Source organism: Microbulbifer sp. A4B17 (genome assembly GCF_003076275.1).
GTDB lineage: Bacteria > Pseudomonadota > Gammaproteobacteria > Pseudomonadales > Cellvibrionaceae > Microbulbifer.
Window position 1 is genome coordinate 1862720 of the sequence record NZ_CP029064.1, and the last position, 20087, is coordinate 1882806.

At 49.1% G+C, this 20087-nt stretch carries 18 protein-coding genes; 13 read left to right on the plus strand and 5 right to left on the minus strand.

Annotation, left to right across the window (positions count from 1 at the left end; all coding sequences use genetic code 11):
- Positions 1 to 79 precede the first annotated feature (79 nt).
- Positions 80 to 1642: a LysM peptidoglycan-binding domain-containing protein gene (locus BTJ40_RS08465; RefSeq protein WP_108732666.1), complete on the minus strand. Its 1563-nt coding sequence runs from the start codon at positions 1640 to 1642 to the stop codon at positions 80 to 82.
- Between the two features lie 195 nt (positions 1643 to 1837).
- A complete protein-coding gene (gloB, locus tag BTJ40_RS08470) occupies positions 1838 to 2617 on the minus strand; it encodes a hydroxyacylglutathione hydrolase (RefSeq protein WP_108732667.1) in 780 nt (259 codons plus the stop codon).
- A 160-nt stretch (positions 2618 to 2777) separates the two neighbouring features.
- Here gloB and BTJ40_RS08475 point away from each other — a divergent pair, with 160 nt between their 5' ends.
- Genes BTJ40_RS08475 through dnaQ form a run of 3 tightly spaced genes read left to right on the plus strand, consistent with a single transcriptional unit; the run spans position 2778 to position 4789 of the window.
- Positions 2778 to 3566: a class I SAM-dependent methyltransferase gene (locus tag BTJ40_RS08475; RefSeq protein ID WP_108732668.1), complete on the plus strand. Its 789-nt coding sequence runs from the start codon at positions 2778 to 2780 to the stop codon at positions 3564 to 3566.
- 42 nt (positions 3567 to 3608) lie between these two features.
- Positions 3609 to 4046: a ribonuclease HI gene (gene rnhA, locus BTJ40_RS08480; protein ID WP_108732669.1), complete on the plus strand. Its 438-nt coding sequence runs from the start codon at positions 3609 to 3611 to the stop codon at positions 4044 to 4046.
- A 14-nt stretch (positions 4047 to 4060) separates the two neighbouring features.
- On the plus strand, positions 4061 to 4789 hold the full coding sequence (gene dnaQ / locus BTJ40_RS08485; protein ID WP_108732670.1) for a DNA polymerase III subunit epsilon: 729 nt from the start codon (positions 4061 to 4063) through the stop codon (positions 4787 to 4789).
- A gap of 98 nt (positions 4790 to 4887) precedes the next feature.
- On the opposite strand, the gene nhaB is transcribed toward dnaQ, so the two are convergent.
- On the minus strand, positions 4888 to 6423 hold the full coding sequence (gene nhaB, locus BTJ40_RS08490; protein ID WP_108732671.1) for a sodium/proton antiporter NhaB: 1536 nt from the start codon (positions 6421 to 6423) through the stop codon (positions 4888 to 4890).
- Positions 6424 to 6805: 382 nt separating this feature from the next.
- Here nhaB and BTJ40_RS08495 point away from each other — a divergent pair, with 382 nt between their 5' ends.
- From BTJ40_RS08495 to BTJ40_RS08525, 7 genes are all read left to right on the plus strand, one after another.
- The gene (locus BTJ40_RS08495) at positions 6806 to 8512 is read left to right on the plus strand and encodes a hypothetical protein (protein ID WP_108732672.1); all 1707 of its coding nucleotides are present in this window, start codon (positions 6806 to 6808) and stop codon (positions 8510 to 8512) included.
- Positions 8513 to 8527: 15 nt separating this feature from the next.
- Entirely contained in the window at positions 8528 to 9340 is an 813-nt protein-coding gene (gene nudC / locus BTJ40_RS08500; protein WP_108732673.1) for an NAD(+) diphosphatase, read from the plus strand.
- A gap of 47 nt (positions 9341 to 9387) precedes the next feature.
- The gene (locus BTJ40_RS08505; RefSeq protein WP_108732674.1) at positions 9388 to 10038 is read left to right on the plus strand and encodes a cation/multidrug efflux pump; all 651 of its coding nucleotides are present in this window, start codon (positions 9388 to 9390) and stop codon (positions 10036 to 10038) included.
- 44 nt (positions 10039 to 10082) lie between these two features.
- The gene (gene sohB / locus BTJ40_RS08510; protein WP_108732675.1) at positions 10083 to 11228 is read left to right on the plus strand and encodes a protease SohB; all 1146 of its coding nucleotides are present in this window, start codon (positions 10083 to 10085) and stop codon (positions 11226 to 11228) included.
- A gap of 40 nt (positions 11229 to 11268) precedes the next feature.
- Entirely contained in the window at positions 11269 to 12282 is a 1014-nt protein-coding gene (locus tag BTJ40_RS08515; RefSeq protein ID WP_108732676.1) for a YhdH/YhfP family quinone oxidoreductase, read from the plus strand.
- 159 nt (positions 12283 to 12441) lie between these two features.
- The gene (locus BTJ40_RS08520; protein ID WP_108732677.1) at positions 12442 to 13704 is read left to right on the plus strand and encodes a patatin-like phospholipase family protein; all 1263 of its coding nucleotides are present in this window, start codon (positions 12442 to 12444) and stop codon (positions 13702 to 13704) included.
- A gap of 254 nt (positions 13705 to 13958) precedes the next feature.
- Complete coding sequence (locus BTJ40_RS08525; RefSeq protein ID WP_108732678.1) at positions 13959 to 15266, plus strand: polysaccharide lyase; 1308 nt, start codon at positions 13959 to 13961, stop codon at positions 15264 to 15266.
- A gap of 23 nt (positions 15267 to 15289) precedes the next feature.
- On the opposite strand, the gene BTJ40_RS08530 is transcribed toward BTJ40_RS08525, so the two are convergent.
- On the minus strand, positions 15290 to 16033 hold the full coding sequence (locus BTJ40_RS08530) for a pseudouridine synthase (RefSeq protein ID WP_108732679.1): 744 nt from the start codon (positions 16031 to 16033) through the stop codon (positions 15290 to 15292).
- Between the two features lie 426 nt (positions 16034 to 16459).
- Between BTJ40_RS08530 and BTJ40_RS08535 the strand changes: the two genes are divergently transcribed.
- On the plus strand, positions 16460 to 17668 hold the full coding sequence (locus tag BTJ40_RS08535; RefSeq protein ID WP_108732680.1) for an RtcB family protein: 1209 nt from the start codon (positions 16460 to 16462) through the stop codon (positions 17666 to 17668).
- Positions 17669 to 17905: 237 nt separating this feature from the next.
- Here the strand turns inward: BTJ40_RS08535 and BTJ40_RS08540 are convergent, their stop codons facing one another.
- Positions 17906 to 18295, minus strand: a complete 390-nt coding sequence (locus tag BTJ40_RS08540; protein WP_108735221.1) for a YchJ family protein — start codon at positions 18293 to 18295, stop codon at positions 17906 to 17908.
- Positions 18296 to 18447: 152 nt separating this feature from the next.
- Here BTJ40_RS08540 and BTJ40_RS08545 point away from each other — a divergent pair, with 152 nt between their 5' ends.
- Together BTJ40_RS08545 and BTJ40_RS08550 are read left to right on the plus strand one after the other, a co-directional pair.
- The gene (locus BTJ40_RS08545) at positions 18448 to 18975 is read left to right on the plus strand and encodes a TetR/AcrR family transcriptional regulator (RefSeq protein WP_108732681.1); all 528 of its coding nucleotides are present in this window, start codon (positions 18448 to 18450) and stop codon (positions 18973 to 18975) included.
- 38 nt (positions 18976 to 19013) lie between these two features.
- A complete protein-coding gene (locus BTJ40_RS08550; protein WP_157953971.1) occupies positions 19014 to 20078 on the plus strand; it encodes an efflux RND transporter periplasmic adaptor subunit in 1065 nt (354 codons plus the stop codon).
- Positions 20079 to 20087 lie beyond the last annotated feature (9 nt).

Genomic DNA, 20087 nt, shown 5'->3' on the forward strand with positions numbered 1-20087 from the left:
GGTTGTTATCGAGCCATAAAAAAAACCCGGCAATTGCCGGGTTTTTTTATGGCTAACTCCCTGTAGGGAAGTGCGCGCTTTAAGTGTTGCTGGCACTATCCACAAATAAGGTTAAGCGCTGTCCGGGTTGTAAATACTTGGACTTGTTTATTTTATTCCAGCGGAGAATATCATCGATTTCGATACTGAATTTATTGGCTATCCGATATAGAGAGTCACCGCTACGTACCTGGTAAGAAACCTTGCGGGTAGTGCGGTTGTTCTCTGATGCTGCGGGGGAGCCGCTGTAAGCTACCAGGGTGCGCCCAGGGCGCAGGGTGTCTCCCGGTGCCATGCTGTTCCAGCTGGCCAGTTGCTTTACGGTCACATCCAGCTTGCGTGAAATCCCCCAAAGGCTGTCGCCAGGGCGTACAGTGTAATTAACTTTCTGGCCCTTGCCGGAAGACTGCTTGCGTTTAACTCGCTGATCGAGTGCGTAGGCATACTGTCCCGCAGGGCCCGATGCGCTGGGGATTAACAGTGTTTTACCGGCGCGAATATTATTGTTGCGCAGTTTGTTTGTCTCGCGTATCGCTCCCACGGTGGTCTGGTAGCGGCGAGCGATAGTGGAAAGAGTGTCGCCTCGGGCAATGGTGTAGCGCTGCCAGCTTACCCTCTCTTCCTTGGGAAGTTGTGCCAGGGCGCTCTCAAACTTTTCCTGGGTCTCTATTGGAATCAGTAGTTGGTGGTTTCCGTTGGGGTCGGTTGCCCAGCGGTTATAGCCTGGGTTCAGTAGGTACAGCTCTTCAATCTCAATTTCTGCAAGTTCTGCAGCTTGGGCCAGATCGATCTGACTGCCTACATCGACACGGGCGTAGTAGGGCTCATTGGAGACATCATGCAGTGGGATTTTGTAATGGTCCGGGCGGGATATAACCTCGGCCAGAGCCAGCAACTGGGGTACATAGCGCTTGGTTTCCCGCGGCAGTTTGAGATCCCAATAACTGGTGCCAAGCCCGTTGCGACGATTGCGCTCTACGGCTCTGCGAACCGTTCCCTCACCGGCGTTGTAAGCAGCGAGTGCCAGCTCCCAGTCCCCATCAAAGCGATCGTGCAGGTAGTTGAAATACTTTGCAGCAGCCTGGGTGGATTCATGGACATCGCGGCGTCCGTCATACCACCAGTTTTGCTCGAGTCCAAATGAGCGACCGGTAGCCGGGATAAACTGCCACATACCGGAAGCCCGGGCATGGGAATAGGCGAAGGGGTCGTAGGCGCTTTCAACAATAGGCAGCAATGCCAGTTCAAGGGGCAGGTTTGCCTGTTCCAGCTGTTCGGCAACATGGAAAATATAGCGACGGGAGCGCTCGGTTACCCGAGCCATATAGCCCTCATTGCGGGCGAAGTAGGCAATATATTCCTTTACCTTCGGATCACTGGTGTGATGATCCAAAGCGAACCCTTGGCGCAGTCGGGCCCAGATGTCCACGGGGGGAGGGGCGGCCTTTGTGGGTTCGTGTTTTTTAACAACAGGGTCACTCGCGACAGAGGTTTCCTCTGCAGGGATATTTTCAGTTGCGGGCGCAGAGCCCTGTTCCGGTAATTGCGAGCAGGCTCCTACCGCAGCAGCTAATAATGCTACGGCAAAATTCTTGTGAACCATGTGTGATATCCGCGAGTCTTTCTTGTAATTCATCCTGACGCATATCAGAACAATTATTGGTAAAGCGTCAGGCATTTGGTCGATTACTTTTGATTCTAATTAGGCAAATTAGTTTCGGTCAATATTGCCGGGTAAAAAGTATACGAATTGGTAGTTTATCATCCAGTCAGAGGGAGTTTAGGTGAAGTTGGGTGCTTAGAAGTTATCCTTCCAGCCGCGCAAGCGTGCAAAAACGTCAACCTCATCGTTTTCGTTAAATAAATCCGCTTTTGAATGGGCTGCTGCTTGCCTGACTTCTGGATACCTGCAGCGAAGAAACGGGTTTGTGTCCAGTTCGAGGGCGATGGTTGAGGGTAAAGTTGGTTTGTCGTTTGCTCGCAACGCTTTGCACTGGGAAACCCTTGTGGCAATGGCTTGGTTCTCAGGCTCTACCGTTTGGGCAAACCTCAGGTTGGCGAGTGTGTACTCATGTGCAGGATAAACGAAAGTTGCTGGAGGTAACTTGCTGAGTTTTTGTAGAGAGAGATACATCTGCTCAGGAGTGCCTTCGAATAACCTGCCACATCCAGCGGAAAAGAGAGTATCACCGCAAAAAAGGTGTATTTGTTCCCCGTCGGCAGCTGTGGTTTCATTCAAAACCAAAGCCAGGTGGTCTAGAGTGTGCCCTGGAACGGCGAGTACCTGGATGGGCATGTCGAGTATCTGTAAGGAAGTTCCGCCTGCGATTGGGTGGGTGACACCGGGCACGCTTTCGGGCCCATAGACAGGGCACTGGTGAAGGCGGTAGAGCTTTTCGATGCCGCCAGTATGGTCAAAATGATGATGGGTTATAAGAATGCCGGTGAGCTTATCCCCTCGCAAAGCCTTTACAACGGGCTCTGGATCGCCGGGATCGACTACCCAGTGTTCACCATCTTTTTGCAGGTGCCAGATATAGTTGTCATTGAAGGCTGGAATTGGCGAGATGGATAGCATAGTCGGGTCGTTTTCTCACTGAATAGAAGAACGATATCATGGAAGAGTGAAAGTGGTGAGAATTGTTGCATTAGGGCTGTTCTACTCAGTGTGAGGTCCTGGCAGGATCAACCGAGTGTAGAATGATAATAACGTAGTCGAATAGATCTATGGAGATATGATGACCGGTAAGTACAGACCTGGTAATGATGAGGAGCCATCCCCTCTTGGTAAGGTCTGCCCGGCGCTGTCCCATTGGTTTTCCAGTTCACTGGGTGAGGAAATTCTCTCTCAGCAACTTGCGTTAGCCCAACCTCTAGTGGAGGGCTTTTTTGGCTACCACCTTTTACAGGCTAGCGTGATTCAATCTGTTGACTTTGCGGCCTCCAGTCGTATCAATCACCGTTTTCGTCTAGGGGCAACAGCGGAGCAGGGAGGAGCCGCAGTAGTTGAGTTCGAGCAGCTTCCACTCCCATCCGATTCAATCGATGTAGTATTACTGCACCACCTACTGGATTTCTCCAGTCACCCCCATCAGGTATTGCGGGAAGCGGCCAGGGTATTGATACCCGGTGGTCATATGCTGCTGATCGGGTTCAATCCATTTTCCCTGCTAGGCCTGTCCCGCTTGTTGTTTTCCAGGGGAGCCTACCAGCGTGGAAATCAACTGAGAGCGGCGCGTGTTGCCGACTGGATGAACCTGCTGGACCTGCAAGCTGAAAGGGTAGATAGAGGATTCTTCCGCTTGCCGCTACAGCAAAAGGAGTTGCTATCCAAGACGGCCTGGATGGAGCGTGCCGGTTCCCGGATGCACTTGCCTTGGGGAGGCTTTTACATCATAGTCGCCCGCAAAGAAGTGGCACGTGTTCGCACTATTAAAATTAACTGGCGGGCCGAGAGAAAGCCCGCTCTGGTTGCCACCCCGTCGAGCCCTCGCGTCGCAGCGCGCGGGAAGCATCAAAAGCGCTGATTTCACTTAAGATCGGCCTCATTTCTACTTTTGGCGTAAGTTTTGAAACAAATTACTATCTATACGGATGGCGCTTGTCGCGGTAACCCCGGTCCTGGCGGTTGGGGAGCCTTGTTGGTTTACGGCGAGCGGGAGAAAGAATTGTTTGGTGGAGAGGCTCACACTACTAATAATCGCATGGAGTTGTTGGCTGCGATAAAAGCTTTGGAAGCTCTTAAGCAGCCTTGTAAAGTTGATTTGCACACCGATTCGCAGTACTTGCGGCAGGGAATTACCGGTTGGATAAATAACTGGAAGAAGAATGGCTGGAAGACGGCCAGTAAGAAGCCTGTAAAAAATGCGGACTTGTGGCGACAGTTGGATGACAGTGTTTCACAGCATGAGGTGCAGTGGCACTGGGTAAAAGGCCATGCGGGTCATCCAGGTAATGAGCGGGCTGACCAGTTGGCAAATCGCGGTGTCGATGAACTGGAGTCCTGAGGGAGAAAATAAAAATGCGTCAGGTGGTTCTTGATACTGAGACAACAGGTCTCGACCCAAAAAGCGGCCATAGAATTATTGAAATTGGTTGTGTAGAGCTGGTCAATCGAAAGTTGACTGGTCGTCACTACCACCAGTACATCAATCCTCAGCGCCAAGTGGAAGACGGGGCAATTGAGGTCCACGGAATCACTAATGAATTCCTGGCTGACAAACCCGTATTCGCTCAGGTCGCCGAAGAATTTATGACTTTCTGCGAAGGTGCAGAGCTGGTCATTCACAATGCACCCTTCGACGTAGGTTTTATCGATGCTGAGTTGAGACTTCTGGGTAATCCGCGCTGGCGCAATGTAAATGCGCACTGTGGGGTTTTGGATACCCTGACAATGGCCAGGGAAAAGCACCCTGGACAGAAGAATAACCTGGACGCCCTGTGTAAGCGTTACTTTGTCGACAACTCCCAACGGGATTTGCACGGCGCCTTGCTCGATGCGGAGATTCTCGCCGACGTCTATCTAATGATGACCGGCGGCCAGACTGATCTGGTATTGGCACAGGGAGGGGATTCTCAGGAGGGGGAGGAAGGCAAGCAGGTGGAGAAAGAGTCCCCCGGAGAAACTATCCGTCGTCTATCTGCCGATCGGGCGCCTTTGTTGGTTGCTCGAGCTACGCCACAGGAGGCGGAAGCCCATCAATCTATGCTGGGCCTGCTGGAAAAATCAGCGGGTAAACATTTCTGGTAAGAAGCCAGAGAGTAAGTACTCTCAATGGCCTTGATACTCTGCTGAGTGGGAGCGGACCAGCCGACTCCCATTCAGGTTCTCTCTATTGCGACCTTTCCTTAGATTGCGTAAATCACACAAATCAAAGCAACAATACTCAGTACGATGGTGTAGGGCAAAGCCATGATCACCATGCGGCCGTAAGACAGGCGTATTAGCGGAGCCAAGGCTGAAGTCAGCAGGAATAAAAACGCAGCTTGTCCATTCGGGGTGGCAACACTGGGCAGGTTTGTTCCGGTATTGATTGCAATGGCCAGCTTATCAAAATGCTCCCGGGTGATATCGCCTGCAGTGAGGGCTGCCTTAACTTCGTTGATATAAACCGTCGCCACAAAAACATTGTCGCTGATCATTGATAAGATGCCGTTTGCCAGGAAAAGTAATCCTGGTTGTTGCTCAGGTTTTTGTGCAAGCACAAAGTTGGTTACCGGCTCAAAGAGATGCTGCTGGTGGATCACTGCAACAATTGCGAAGAAAACCACGAGCAGTGCAGTAAAGGGAAGGGCTTCTTCAAATGCGTGACCAATCCGGGCTTCCTGGACGACGCCATTGAAAGACGTCAGTAAAACGATAATCATCAAGCCGATTATGCCAACTTCGGCTACATGAAATGCCAGGGCGAGTACCAGTAACACAGCGACAATACCCTGAATCCACAGCTCGGCAACCTGTGCAGAGGTACGTTTTTTCTCTTCCTCTTTAGAGAAGTTAACCAGTACTTCTCGCACAGCACTGGGGAGCTGGGCGCCATAACCAAATAGCTTCACTTTTTCCAGCAGAAAGCAGGTAATCAGGCCGGCAAAAAAAGTTGGGATGGTTACCGGAGCCATCTGCAAGAAAAACTGTACAAATTCCCATCCGGCTTTTTCCGCAATTAACAGGTTTTGTGGTTCACCTACCAGGGTACAAACACCACCTAAGGCCGTGCCCACCGCACCGTGCATGATAAGGCTGCGAAGATAGGCCCTGAACTGATCCAGGTCTTCGCGGTGATATTCCACCACGCCTTCATCATTGGAGTGGTCGTGATCATGGTGGTGGTGGGGTTGCTGGGAGGCAACTCTGTGATACACGGAGTAAAACCCTACGGCAACGGCGATAAGTACGGCAGTTACTGTCAAGGCGTCTAAAAATGCTGACAGAACCGCTGCGACGGCGCAGAAAAGTAGTGACAGCAGTGATTTTGAATTCACATTTATCAAAATTTTAGTGAATACAAATAGCAGCAGGCTTTTCATAAAGTAGATGCCGGCTACCATAAACATCAGCAATAGAATAACTTCAATATTTTCTACCACTTCGTGGTAAACGGCATCCGTACTTGTCATCCCCATTAATACCGCTTCAATTGCGAGTAGTCCGCCGGGTTGAAGCGGGTAACACTTCAGGGCCATTGCCAGGGTAAAAATAAATTCTCCAATCAGTACCCAGCCGGTTGCAAAGGGCCCCGACACATACAGTATTAATGGGTTGAGGAGCAAAAAGGCGGCTATCGTTAATTTGTACCAATCAGGAGCTTCACCGAGAAAATTTTCGGCAAAGGCGCGGCCAAATCCGCCGCCGGATGCCGCGATGGTATTGTTGTAAGTGTTCATCATTTACTTCCTTGGTTAACCCATTAGTGTGGGTCAAAATGGAATTTTTGGGGGCTGGCGGTGTATGCGAAATAGACACCTGGGCTCAATTATCGCTGTGGTGCTACCCCGGGTTTATTGTGTACTGATTGATTGGTTTTTGTTCTTTAACTCAAAAAAACGTACAGCTTTAAACTTGAAAGTAGCAAACGCTACTGGGTTTTCCGGAAAATTCAAGTAATTTAGGGGCTCCACCACAGGCACCAAGCGATTTGTCGATTATTCGGTGGAAATTGTTTGGCGAAAGGTGGACTCTTTTATTTATTGGGGTAAATTGCCCTTAATGAGGCCAGTATCATCCTGATCTGGTTGTTTTTTGTTCGATTATAGGAAGAATGCAGCGGTGCAGCCAAAGACTGAATTGCGCAAGATCAATATCACTTCTGTCAATGTAGTGAAGGATGAGTTGGTAGCGACCATCGATAATGCCGCCTCGCATTTAGATAAATTTGCTGCCGACACTTCCCAAAAGCAGGCTCTGGAACAGAGCCTGGCTGCGCTCAGGCAGGTCAGCGGGGTGCTGCAGATAGTGCAGCTCCAGGCCGCAGAACTCCTTGCCCAAGAGAAAATTAAAGCGCTTACCGGGGTCTTGGAGGGTAACCAGAAAGCCTCGGAAGAATTGATGGAAGCGCTTGGCACAGGCTTCTACGTCATGGGGCGCTACCTGGACTTTGTACAGAGCCGTGCCATTGCCCGCCCGGAATTACTGATTCCTTACATCAATAATTTACGCGCAGCTCGGTCCCAGCCCCCGGTGCCGGAAAGCCATTTCTTTCGCTGTAACCTTGAAGGCTCTGTGCCAGGCACAGGGGCATCTGCGGTGATGTCGGAAGATTTAAAGAGCTTTGTCCGTCGATTCCGTCATATGTACCAGGTCGGGCTGCTGGCACTGTTGCGCGGTAAGCCCCGAGGTCCGGCTTATACAATGATGTCAAGGGCCCTCGAGAGAATTGCGAGTATCACCACGGGACGCCCTAATGGACGTCTGTGGGTGGTAGCAGGTGCCGCACTTGCGGGCATGGCCTCCCAGGAAATGCGCATCAGTCGCTCCCGAGTGATGGTTTTCAGCATGTTTGATCGTTGGCTGAGGGCTCTGCAGAAAGAATGTGATACAGCTTTAGACCAGCCTGCGCCCCCGATTCTGTTAAAAGAGTGCCTGTACTGGCTGACCCTCTCCAAGCCAGGGGGCTTTGGTGGCAAGTTACTGGAGGCTTTCTCCGCTGAGGACCTGGATTACAGCGAAGAGGAGTTGGAGCGGGAGCGCGCTACTCTCGGTGGTCCCGGCGCCACAGCTATCACGGCAGTCGCTAATGCCTTGGAGGAAGAGCTGTCAGGAGTGCGTCGGATGCTGGATGACGCTGAGTTAATTGATTCTTCCACCCTGGATGCCGAAGATGGCCTCGCTACTTCTTTGCAGAGAGTTGCGGGTACATTGCAGATGCTTAACTTTAAGCGGGTAGGGGAGAGTCTGCGCAGTGCTGTAGCTGAATACCAGAGTGCTGCTGGTGCAGGGGGCTCCATTGCGGATAACGCACTGCAAAAACTGACAGGCCAGGTGCTGATGGTGGATAGCACGGTAAGGGCGCTCAAGCAGAGTACCTCTATTGATCTGGATGAATACGGCCATGCGGATATTGCTTTTGAGCATAGCCAGCTGGCAGAGGCGGAAGTGGCGGTACTTAAAGAGGCCGAGGCCGGTTTGGCGCTGATTAAGAGAGCGTTGGCAGCTTATGCAGAATCCGATTTTGATCATGGGCATATTCGCAACGTCTCCACCACTTTGAACTCAGTGCGCGGAGGTTTGATTGTTCTAAACCTGAGCCGAGCGGCAGGCGTAGTTGAAGGCCTGCTTAACTTTGTTGAGACTGTGATCGATCGCCATGACGCAGGCCCTGAAGTAGAGCAATCTCTGGATATTTTTGCCGATGCTATTATCAGCCTCGAATACTATCTGGGTGAGGTTAAATTGCACAGGCAAGCCGATATCCAATCCCTCAGTCTCGCCATAGAGAGCCTGACCGCCCTGGGTTATCCCGTTGAGGCCGCATAATTTAAGGAGGCCTCCTTGGCAGACAAGTTTGTCCCGGCAGGGAATGTGTGGGCAGTTCCGGAATTTACACAGCATATCCTGATTGCTGATGGACTGATTCTCTGCCGAGGTGATTATTTCCTTCATGATGCTCAGGTATTGGTAGCAGGGGCTGTTCAATCCAGTCATTACCTGGGAGAGTTGAGTGGCAGCGCCTGTGGTGTACACGTTTTGTCTCGCCAGGTCGAAATCGCTGGCTATGAGTGGCGAAATTTACGCAGTTTGCTGACTCTGGTTGATGAGCCGACGTTCGCATTGGCCGGACGGGCTCTGCAGATTTCACATTGGGATAGCCAGCATCGATTTTGTGGTCGTTGCGGCACGCCAACTATCTATCACTCCAATGATCGTGCTCGTACCTGTCCCGCTTGCGATCTGACTGTCTACCCCAGAATCTCCCCCTGTGTAATCATGCTGGTAACTCGGGGAGACGAGTGTCTTCTGGCTCGTCATGCCTCGCGCCGAAACGCTAACTACACAGCTCTTGCTGGTTTTATAGAGCCCGGCGAGAGCGCAGAGCAGGCGTTGGTGCGTGAAGTGTATGAGGAAGTGGGGCTCAAAGTAGGTGCGTTGGAGTATGTTGGCAGTCAATCCTGGCCCTTTCCGGGGCAGTTGATGATCGGATATTTGGCTGAGTGGCAAGGTGGAGGCCTGTGCTTGGACCCGAATGAAATCGAAGAGGCAGGCTGGTTTCATTATAGCTCCCTGCCTGCCATACCACCCATACAAACCCTGTCCGGCCGTTTGATTCACACTTTTGTCGAAAAGGCTACAGCGAAGAACTGCTAAAAAGGTGGTTTGATGGTGTTGCGCAGTATCAGGGAGAAGAAATCATAATGTACATAGCGATTACTTTTATTATTGCCGTTCTGGCTCTGTTATTTGTATTTTGGGGTGCGCGAATCCTTCTGGGAGGGAACTGGTTTCTGGGCTTTATACGTGGCTCTGTGGGGCTTTTTCTTTTTGCAATGGCCCTTTGGATTGTTCTTGTTGCTGCGGATGTGTACAGCTATAGAAACCTGGCTGAAGAGCACAGTGTTGGTATTGTTTCCTTTCGAAAAGTTGCCGAGCAGCAGTTTGAAGTAAAGTTCTCTGACGCAGATGGAATTGCACAAAAGTTCGAATTGCTTGGGGATCAATGGCAGCTGGATGCCCGTATGCTCAAATGGCAGGGGCCACTCGCTCGCTGGGGGATTAAGCCTGCCTACCGTTTGGATCGGTTAAGTGGTCGCTATCTTACCCTCCAGGATGAACGTGCTCGTGAGCGTTCGGTCCACGAAATAGAGGGAGCGAATTACGGTGTGGATGTTTGGCAGTTTGTTCGCGGCATTGATCGACAGCTGCCATTTGTTGATGCGGTATATGGCAGTGCCACTTTCCTTCCCATGGAAGACGGTGCTGTTTACGAGGTACGAATTAGTCATAGCGGCTTGTTGGCGCGCCCTCTCAATCAGCGTGCTACCTCTGCTTTGGAAGGTTGGCAGTAAATTTTTGAAAGTAAAAATCAGTTAAGACGGCAAATGGAGTCTAAGTGGAATTTCTAATTGAGTACGGCCTTTTTCTAGCCAAGATTGTTACGGTTGTCGTAGCTTTAATGGTATTGATAGGTTTTATATTTGCAAACCGTGAACAGCTGAAAGAGCGTGTTCAGGGACACATAACAGTTACGCACTTGAATGATCGCTATGAGCAGTTTAAGGAAACACTGCTTGAAGCGGTGATGGATAAGCATGAGTTTTCCCGTCGCAAAAAACAAATGGCGAAAGAGAAAAAGTCTCAAGAAAAAGCCCTGGCTAAAAAGCACAAAGCCGAAAGTAAGAAACGTTCGGAAAAAAGTATAGTTTCCTCTTCAGATGCTACTAAGGAGGAGGAAAAGAAAGAGTCTAAAAGTGTAGAGGGAGAATTGGTCGCCGAGCGCAAGCGCGTTTTTGTTATGCAGTTTAATGGGGATATTAAAGCGAGTGCGCTTTCCCATCTACGCGAAGAAGTGACGGCCATTCTTCAAGTAGCCGAATCAGGTGATGAGGTCCTTCTCTGCCTTGAAAGCCCCGGAGGCATGGTGGCGAACTATGGTTTAGCAGCCAGCCAGCTGACCAGAATTCGCAGTGCCGGTATCCATTTGACCATTGCTGTCGATAAAGTGGCTGCCAGTGGAGGCTATATGATGGCCTGTGTTGCTGACCGTATTTTGGCCGCTCCGTTTGCGATGCTTGGCTCCATTGGTGTTTTGGCGCAGTTACCGAATTTTAATCGTTTGCTCAAACGCAATGACATCGACTATGAGCTGTTTACTGCCGGCCAGTACAAGCGCACCGTAACCATGTTTGGTGAAAATACTGATGAGGGCAAGCAGAAATTCCAAGAGGATTTGGATGAGATCCACGTTCTTTTCCAACATTTTATTGGGGAATATCGTCCGGAACTCGACGTCGATAAAGTTGCCACGGGCGAGGTTTGGTTTGGACAAAAGGCGTTGTCCCTGGGCTTGGTTGATGAACTGAAAACTTCAGATGAGTACTTGACCAGCTGTGCGGGGGACTGCGATCTATACCAGGTAGAGTTTAAAGAGCGGAAAAATATTGCTAAAAAATTAGGCCTGGCTGCGGAAGCTGGAGTGGAATCAGCAGTCACTCGCCTGTTTTCACGTTTAGCAGCGCTCCGCCACCAGGCTCAATAATTGTAAAACCACTTATTGATAGTGCTGCGGGATATACCCCATGGAAATAGATAAGGATGAAAATTTTCGGGCAATTCAGGTTTCTGAGGTGGCTTCGGGAAAATTTGACCAGTCCATTATTGAGCGTCGACTGTCTGATCTTCCCGATAACCCATTGTTGTTGGCCGTAAATTATTCGTCCTTGAATTTCAAAGACTCTTTGTCCGCTTTTGGTAATCGTGGGATAACCAGCTCTTATCCTCATACCCCCGGTATAGATGCTGTGGGTAAGGTATTATTCGATCGGAGTAATACATTTTCTGTGGGTGCCGAATTGCTGGTCAATGGTTATGATTTGGGAATGAACACCGCTGGTGGACTGGCAGAGCGTATTGCTGTTCCTCCTCAGTGGGCATTGCCAGTTCCAGAAGGATTGACGGAATGGGAATCTATGGCACTGGGTACAGCTGGTTTTACTGCGGCGCTCTGCGTTGAAAAACTGTTGGAATCGGGCGCATCCCCTGAAGACGGTGAAATTCTTGTAACAGGTTCAACCGGAGGTGTTGGTTCGGTAGCGGTTGCATTACTGGCAAAGCTTGGTTTTCGTGTAGCTGCGGTTACGGGCAAACTGGAGTCTGCTGATTATCTGGCAGGCCTGGGGGCCTGGAAGGTACTAGACCGGGATACCCTGGCGCCGTTTGCAAATAAGGCGATGGCTAAACCGTTGTGGGCTTGGGCTGTTGATACAGTGGGTGGGGAGACATTATTCAATGTTATTAAATCCCTGCGCTATGGCGGTGGAGTCGCAGCCTGTGGGATGGCATCAGGTGCCCAGTTCCATGCCAATGTGTTTCCATTTATCCTGCGGGGTATTAGCTTGTTGGGCGTGGATAGTGCTGTTTTGCCTATCGAAAAGAAAGCCGGTGTGTGGGGAAGGCTGGCGGGTGAATGGTATATCGGCGATAAGCTGAAAAGTATCGCGGAGAACATTAGCCTTGAACAGGCGCCGGAGTTTCTCGCCCGCTTAAATAGAGGCCATGGAATTGGTCGCTATGTTGTAGATATGACTCTCTAATATATCTACCGATTTAGAATAATAACTTTATTTCAAAGACTCTAATTATCATACCAAGTGCCTCCTGCGACTCGGAAACTGAGTTGTGTATGGGCTTTTTTCTCAATAGCCTTTAAGCGGACTCTGTTGTTTAGAGGCTTGTTGTATTGGAAGAACACTTTGTCGACAAGTAGCAACGAAAGTAAGAAACATGACCAGCGTAACGCTCTGGTACTTTCTGGGGGAGGGGCGCGTGCCGCTTATCAAGCGGGTGTTTTAAGAGCGCTTGCTGAACTCGTTCCCGAAGATAATCCTCGACCGTTTCAAATAATCTGCGGGACTTCCGCGGGTGCTATGAACGCTATGCTTCTCGCTTCCCATACCGGTACCTTCAAAGAAGCCGTCGACAGGATGTGCTCGGTCTGGTTGCAGCTCAGCGTTGAGCAGGTTTATCGCACCAGTTGGAGCAGCTTACTTGGGAACCTGTTTTCTATCAGCCGTTCGCTGCTAAACCAAGGGGTCGGTAGGGAAAAGCCATTGGCGCTCCTGGACAATAGCCCGCTACGGGATTTGGTGAAGCGTGAAATTAATTTTGACAATATTCACAAGAATATAGCGGCAGGTCATTTGCATGCTACAAGCGTTAATGCACTTTCTTACAGTGAGGGACAGTCTGTAAGCTTCTTTCAGGGAGCGGAAAATGTTAAAGGGTGGCAACGATTTCGTCGTTTTGGGGTGCCCACCCAGTTAACTTCAGAGCACTTGTTAGCATCGGCGGCGATCCCTGCCATTTTTCCTGCGGTAAAACTGGATGGAGTTTATTTTTGCGATGGTGCCATTCGTCTAATGGCTCCGATTAGTCCGGCGCTGCATCTCGGTGCCAGGCGTGTTTTTGTGGTGGGGGTATCTGATAATCGCTCCCCAACCCACTGGGGGAGTCGCAACAGCCCCGCTAAGATGGACTCCCCTTCAATGGCACAAATAGCTGCTCAATTATTCAATGCTGCATTTATTGATAGTTTGGAGGCAGACTTGGAGCATCTGGATAGGGTAAATATGCTACTTGATTATGTAGATCCATCGGATCACTCTGACTTGAAATTGTTGCGTTCGGTAGAGTCAGTTGTAATTGAGCCCTCGCAAAGTTTGGGGGGGCTTAGCGGCAGAAAACTCGGTCATCTTCCTTCCGCACTGCGCTGGCTATTTCGCTCTACTGGTGCCACAAGTCCTGGTGGTGGGGTTTCTGCTGCCAGTTACCTTCTGTTTGAAAGACCTTATATCGAGGAGCTTATCGATCTCGGTTATCAGGATGCCATGTGGGAGAAAGATAAATTACGTAGTTTTTTGAAGCCCGAACTGGAAAGTAAAAATGAGCGTAAAGGTTTGTTTGGGATTCGTGGTCGATCACAAGAGGAGGCTTCCCACGGCAATTCAGAGCGATGACCTTTCTTTCTACAGCTAATTGACGTTTTTACTACCTTTCATATTCATCCACATTTCTATTGCAGTTTTCCTGATGGGCGTTAAACGCCCTTAAATTCAATTATATGCTGCCAAATCGACGTGAATGCCTGCGAGCCATTTTTGTTTTGGCTGCTGTTATCTTTTATATGTCTGGACTTTGTGTGATCTCTTTCATCAGAGCAGACAGCTTCTATATTTAATAATGATGTCAGTGCTGTCGGGTATTATTGAAGATGTTTTCTGTATTTTTACTCGTGACTCTTTTTTCATTTGGCTCAGGTGGTCAGGATTTTGCCCAAATGATGGGGCGGGTTGAGCGAGTCGAATACCTGGGGGGAGGTTTAGTTATTTCTGGGTGGGCCTGCCAGAAAGGCCTGTTTAAATCAGTTTCCGTAGGGCTTTATCTCGGAGCTTCTAGTAGAAGGGGGGCTCCAGTAAAAATGGCCAAGGCGGACCGGGAGTCGGCGGAAGGTATTGCCAAAATATGTGATACTCATAATGTTCCTCATAATTTCACGTTTTACTTGAATTATGAGGAAATGGAAAGATTTATACGAAAGAAAATTTATATATATGGGATTTCTTCGGCTATAGGTGGGTTTCGTGCGCTTTCCAATTCCGGGCGGCATCGGGTTGGAATTCCCTATATGAAATATACGGATGCAACCCTGCTGAGAAGGAATTTTGACTCGCGACCGATAGCCACTTTTGATGATCGGCACTTGAATTTAATAGCTATGCCAGATTTTGGATATGCCCTGGAGGCTAAATATATTCCTTTTGAGAAGGGTTCCGAGAGAATTACTAAGTTGATTCAGTTGACCAAATCAGTATCGGCGGCAACGCTAGCTTACGATGTTAAATTTCATCGCGACTTTGAATTTGTTAAAGGTGGAAAATTGCATGGGCTGGCTGGAGGTGTTAAGGCGTCTGGCTGCCAACCCGTCAATCCCAAAGGTTGGAGTGTGCGGGTTATGTTTGGAGCTGAAGGTAAAGTCAGTCTCTACACCTATCACCAAGATAGGGCTGGTCGCTGCGGCGATGAATATGAAGGGGATGCTGGCTTTAGGTTTGAGCGGGATACCTGGTATCGAGTTGAGCTCTTTGTTCAGTTGAATAGTGATGCTAATAATACTGATGGATATATTTTGTTATTTATTAACGGAGAGGGAGTGGTAGAGAAGCGGGGATTGCGACTATCCGGCATTGATAGGGTGGCTATTGATAAATTTCAGTTCAGTACTTTTCATGGGGGAAGTAATGCTAAGTGGTCACCTTCCAAAAAAGTCTATGCCTATTTTGATAATATTTCGGTGCGGGAAGGGCGAAAAATATACGGCCTTAAAGGGGCTGTGTGCGAAAATGAAAAAGGGGGTATTTATAGCGGAAACGGTGCCTGTTGTTCAAGTTTCTGTGGGGCCTGTGGTGGCCCTGGATGCGGCCAGTTAAATGGCGGAAGCAGGGCTTGCTGTACGCTGGAGATACTTAATTCAGCTCCATTGTGCTCCTACCCTGGACAAACTGCCCCATGCTCTATGTAAGATCTGGGTGACTTATGAATAATTCAGCTGCTTTTTAGGGCTTGCCAATCAAATTGCTCAATTAATTGTAAGAAGTGACCTTGGACCGCGCATTGGATTATTAGTTGAGAGTCGCTAACCGGATGCTGTAGCTTCAATTCGGTTGCATGCAATAGCAGTCGATGGCAGTTGAATTCATTGGCAAAAAAACGATTATGGATAGATTTTCCATACTTCGGGCAGCCAATTAGTGGATGATGGATATGCTTGAAGTGTCTTCTTATTTGATGTCGTCGGCCAGTTTTTAATTGGATCTCAACCAGGGAATAGCGACTAGTGGGGTAGCGGTCAACTTCATGGGGTAATTCAATTGTCTCTAACCGTCGATAAAGCGTAATCGCCTGTTGTCGTGGCAAGTCCGCTTTTGGACGTTTCCTTTGGTGCTTAAAGTCGGCAACCGGTGTCAGGGCATGGTCAATAATGCCATCTATTGGACTGTATCCTCTGCAGACAGCAATATATTTTTTTGATGATAGATCACTTTCAAGTTGCTGTTGCAGTTGTGCAGCAGTATCTCCACTTTTGGCAAAAATAATAACGCCAGAAGTGGGTTTATCTAACCGGTGTACTGGATAGAGAAAGTTACCACATAGATTCCTCAGGTATTGCAGGAGCACCCGCTGTTCTTGGCGGTCTATTTCTGATCTGTGAACAAGCCATCCTTCTGGTTTATAAGCGGCAAGAAGATAGTCGTCTTCAAAGAGAATGGTTGGTTCTTGAGTAGTCATCTTTGTGGGGGAGACTGGGCTATTACTGCGGTGGGCAGATTTTATGGCATGTCGAAGCCCTAAGCTATGCTGGGAAGCGAAAATAAATTGGCGGTATCAGGATAAAATTTTAGAGATTGGTAAAAAACAGGCTTGACATGGTACTAAATAATAATAAACTGCACCTGAATTCTATTGCTGATCTGGGTTAAAGGTTGGCATTCTAATTTGCAATATTTTTGAAGTGGATCGCACCACTAAGGAGCCGTGAAATGCGAAATGTTGATATCAAGAGTTTATTTGTTTAATCGCTTTTCACGCGCTTGAGCTTGGAAAGTGATATTGCTTTCCAAGCCAGACCTTCCAAAAGCCCTGGCAAATGCCGGGGCTTTTTTATTTTAGCTTGGATTGCCATTTCAGTTAAGTGGGTTAATCCAGGGATAAAATATGCCTGTAAAAACAGTACTAAATCGGAATGCACCACCTGGCACGGTACCGGTAAAAATCTATACCGATGATATCGAGCCCAAGGCGATGCAACAGTTAAAGAATATTGCCCAGCTTCCTATTGTGCATTCCCATGTTGCTGCTATGCCGGATGTGCATTTGGGAAAGGGGGCAACGGTAGGATCGGTGATTCCAACGGTAAGCGCGATAATTCCCGCTGCTGTTGGGGTGGATATTGGTTGTGGAATGAATGCGGTGCGAACTTCGCTACAGGTCCATCAGCTGCCAGACAATCTTAAAGCACTGCGGGATGCCATTGAGGTGAAAGTGCCGGTTGGTCAGGGACGACATAAACTGATCAGCGCCAGGGAATCTGCCTGCAAACTTTTAGCTCCCGGTGTAGATAGATTGTTTTCCAAGCATCCAGGGCTTCTGAAGAAACTGCATCAGCCACAAAAAACCTGGGTGACCCAAATGGGTACATTAGGGGGTGGCAATCACTTTATCGAAATTTGTGTTGATGAGAGTGGTGCTGTATGGGTGATGTTGCATTCGGGAAGTCGAGGGATTGGCAATGCTATTGGCCAGCATTTTATCCAGCTGGCCCGACGGGATATGGCTGGGCATATGCACAACCTTCCAGATAAGGATCTGGCCTATTTTTCAGAGGGCTGCCAGAATTTTGATGATTATATTGAGGCGGTCAATTGGGCGCAGGAATATGCTCGATGGAACAGGCAGGAAATGATGAAGCTAGTGCTCGGGTGTCTGAAGGCAAGCTTGCCAAAGTTTACTTTGACTACAGAGGCAATCAACTGTCATCACAATTATGTTGTTCGCGAGCGCCATTTTAATAGGGATGTGTTCGTAACACGCAAAGGGGCAATAAGTGCCCGGAATGATCAGCTGGGAATTATTCCCGGCTCAATGGGAGCTAAATCATTTATTGTCCGAGGGCTTGGAAACAAGGAATCATTTTGCTCCTGTGCCCATGGTGCCGGGCGTAAAATGAGCCGCTCAGCGGCTCGTCAGCGATTTTCCAGAAAGGATTTGGAGGATCAGACACGAGGTGTGCAGTGCCGTAAAGATAATGGTGTATTGGATGAGATCCCTGCAGCTTATAAGGACATTGATCAGGTGATGGAAAACCAGTCTGATCTGGTGGATGTAGTGCATACCCTGCGCCAGGTAATTTGTATTAAGGGATGACTGATGAGGTATCAATTTAGATGTTGGGTGGGGGTTTCCCTTCAAATGCAGATTTATTGTTGGATGTGAAAAGGTAAATCCAAATGAAAAAGAAAGAAAAAATACGTAGTTACGTTGCCCGTAACCCGCTGATGAGGAAAGGTGGCCCTCATGTAAAGGCTAAATCTTCGGGCCGTTTCGCTGGCAAGCAGAAGCTTCGTAAAGAGGTGCGGGAGTTAGATGACTCCCGTTCCCAGACTATTTCCTTTGCGGCCATTTGGGTAAGGCCTGCAAATATACCCAGCGCTTTTTATATAGTTTAAAAAGTGAAATTTCGTGGATTAGGTGTTCTTGGTCATTCTCTGTATACCAGGCCTTAAACTCCACGATTGACTTTTTTAGCCCCGCTTTACTTTTTACAACTTCCAAACGTGTCCATTGGGTTTCAATGTCCTCAGGTTGCAGCTCAGGGCAGGTGTCGGGGTGCCAGGTTTTAATCAGGTATGGAATATTTCCATCAGCAAAGGCCGAATATCGACTGCGCATAACCGCTTCTGCTGCGTTGGGGTAAGCCTTCCCCGACAGATAGAGTCCGCAGCATTTCTCAAAGGGCTTGCCCGATCCGCAAGGGCAGTGCCGATCTGTCATAAATTGTGTCTCCAGGGTGAGTTTAAAACTCTCGTAACACTTTTTAACCATGTTTTGTGGTGAGCGATCGTAGCATAGCTTGACCTTTCCAATGATGCCGCTAAGATACCGACCAACCGGTTGGTTTTGCTTGGTGATGTCCTGGAGGTCATGTGTCGAGAGTTGACAAGGCTGCCATTGTGCGAGCAGCAGAAGAAGTAGTTCGAGAGCGTGGTGCGCGCAAGTTGACCCTGGATGCAGTGGCTACGCAGTGTGGGCTGAGCAAGGGCGGCTTGATTCATCATTTCCGGACTAAGCAGTCTCTTCTTAAAGCCATGCTGGAGGCGGCGATTTCCCGTGAAGATGGCACTGTTTCCAGCTTTGTATCCTCTGGGGACAGCCTTTTGGTTTCCCGTCTGAAGAGTATTTTTGAATTGATGGACGACGACGAAGGCCTGCCACGGTCACTGATTGCTGCCGTGGCTGAAGATCCTATGTTGTTGGGCCCGGTAAAAGATAAAGAGGAGCAATGGCGTCGTGACATATGCGATGCGTATCGTGACCCGGAGATGGCGGAATTGCTAATCCTGGCAGCCCAAGGAATGTTCCTGGGGCGGGTGCTGGGTGTGGTTAATTCTGAAGACCCGATTATTGAACGTTTACAGGGACGTCTGCTGGCGCTCTCTGCCGATCTGACCTGAAAGTCGGCCCCAGTTAATACAGTTTGTGGATGATGAATATGAAAGTATCGCCGAGATCGCGTTTCTCACTGACTATCCTGATGGCTGCTGTTGCAGTTCTCGCAGGGTGCTCAGAGTCGAAAACAGAGCAACAGCAGGCAGAGCATCTCTGGCCAGTAAAAGTGACTACTGTTGCCAGTAACGATCAAGTCAAAGATCGACAGTTTGCCGGCCGGGTTAGGGCGGTGCAAAGTGTCGATCTGTCTTTCCAGGTGGGCGGTAAACTCGAAAAGCTCAATATCCGCGAGGGTGAAATTATCCCCAAAGGAACCCTGATTGCGGAGCTGGATGACCGGGATTACCGACGCAGGGTAAAAGAAGCTCGTGTAAATGTGGAGTTGCTGGAAAAAACCCTGAATCGTCAACGCTCTCTCGCAGGTTCTAAAGTAATCTCACAGCAGCAGCTGGATGAAACGAAAAGTAACTTTGACCTGGCCAAAGTGACCCTGGAAAGTGCGGAGCAGGACTTGGCTTATACCCAGCTTAAGGTTCCGTTCGATGCCCTGGCAACTCGCCAGCTGGTTGAGAACTACACCAATGTCCAGGCGGGCCAGGCAATTGTCCGCTTGCAGAATATCTCCGAAGTCCGAATTCAAATCTCGGTTCCTGAAAAATTGTTGGCAACGGTTAACGAGGAGCAGGTCAACTCCATGACCGCTGAGTTTGAATTCCTGCCAGGCAAACAGTTTCCGCTCACTTACCGAGAACATCAGGCTGAGGCAGACAGCGTTACTCAGACTTACATTGTAGAGTTTGGTATGCCGCGCCCAGAAAATGTACAAATCCTTCCAGGAATGACGGCTCGCGTTAATGTGAAACTGAACAAAGCGAGTGGAGATCTGTGGATTCCCCTTTCAGCAGTACAAACTGGCCCAGAGGGCAAGCCTTATGTTTGGCAGATAAATGCAGATCAGTCGGTGTCCAAGGCTCCTGTTACTCTTGGGCGTACCGATGGAGAGTCTGTGCAGATTACAGATGGCATTAGCTCCGCTATGAAGTTGGTAGCTACCGGTGGCCAGCACCTTTATGACGGTGCGAAAGTACGCAATTACGCACAGCACTAATTAGTGTGT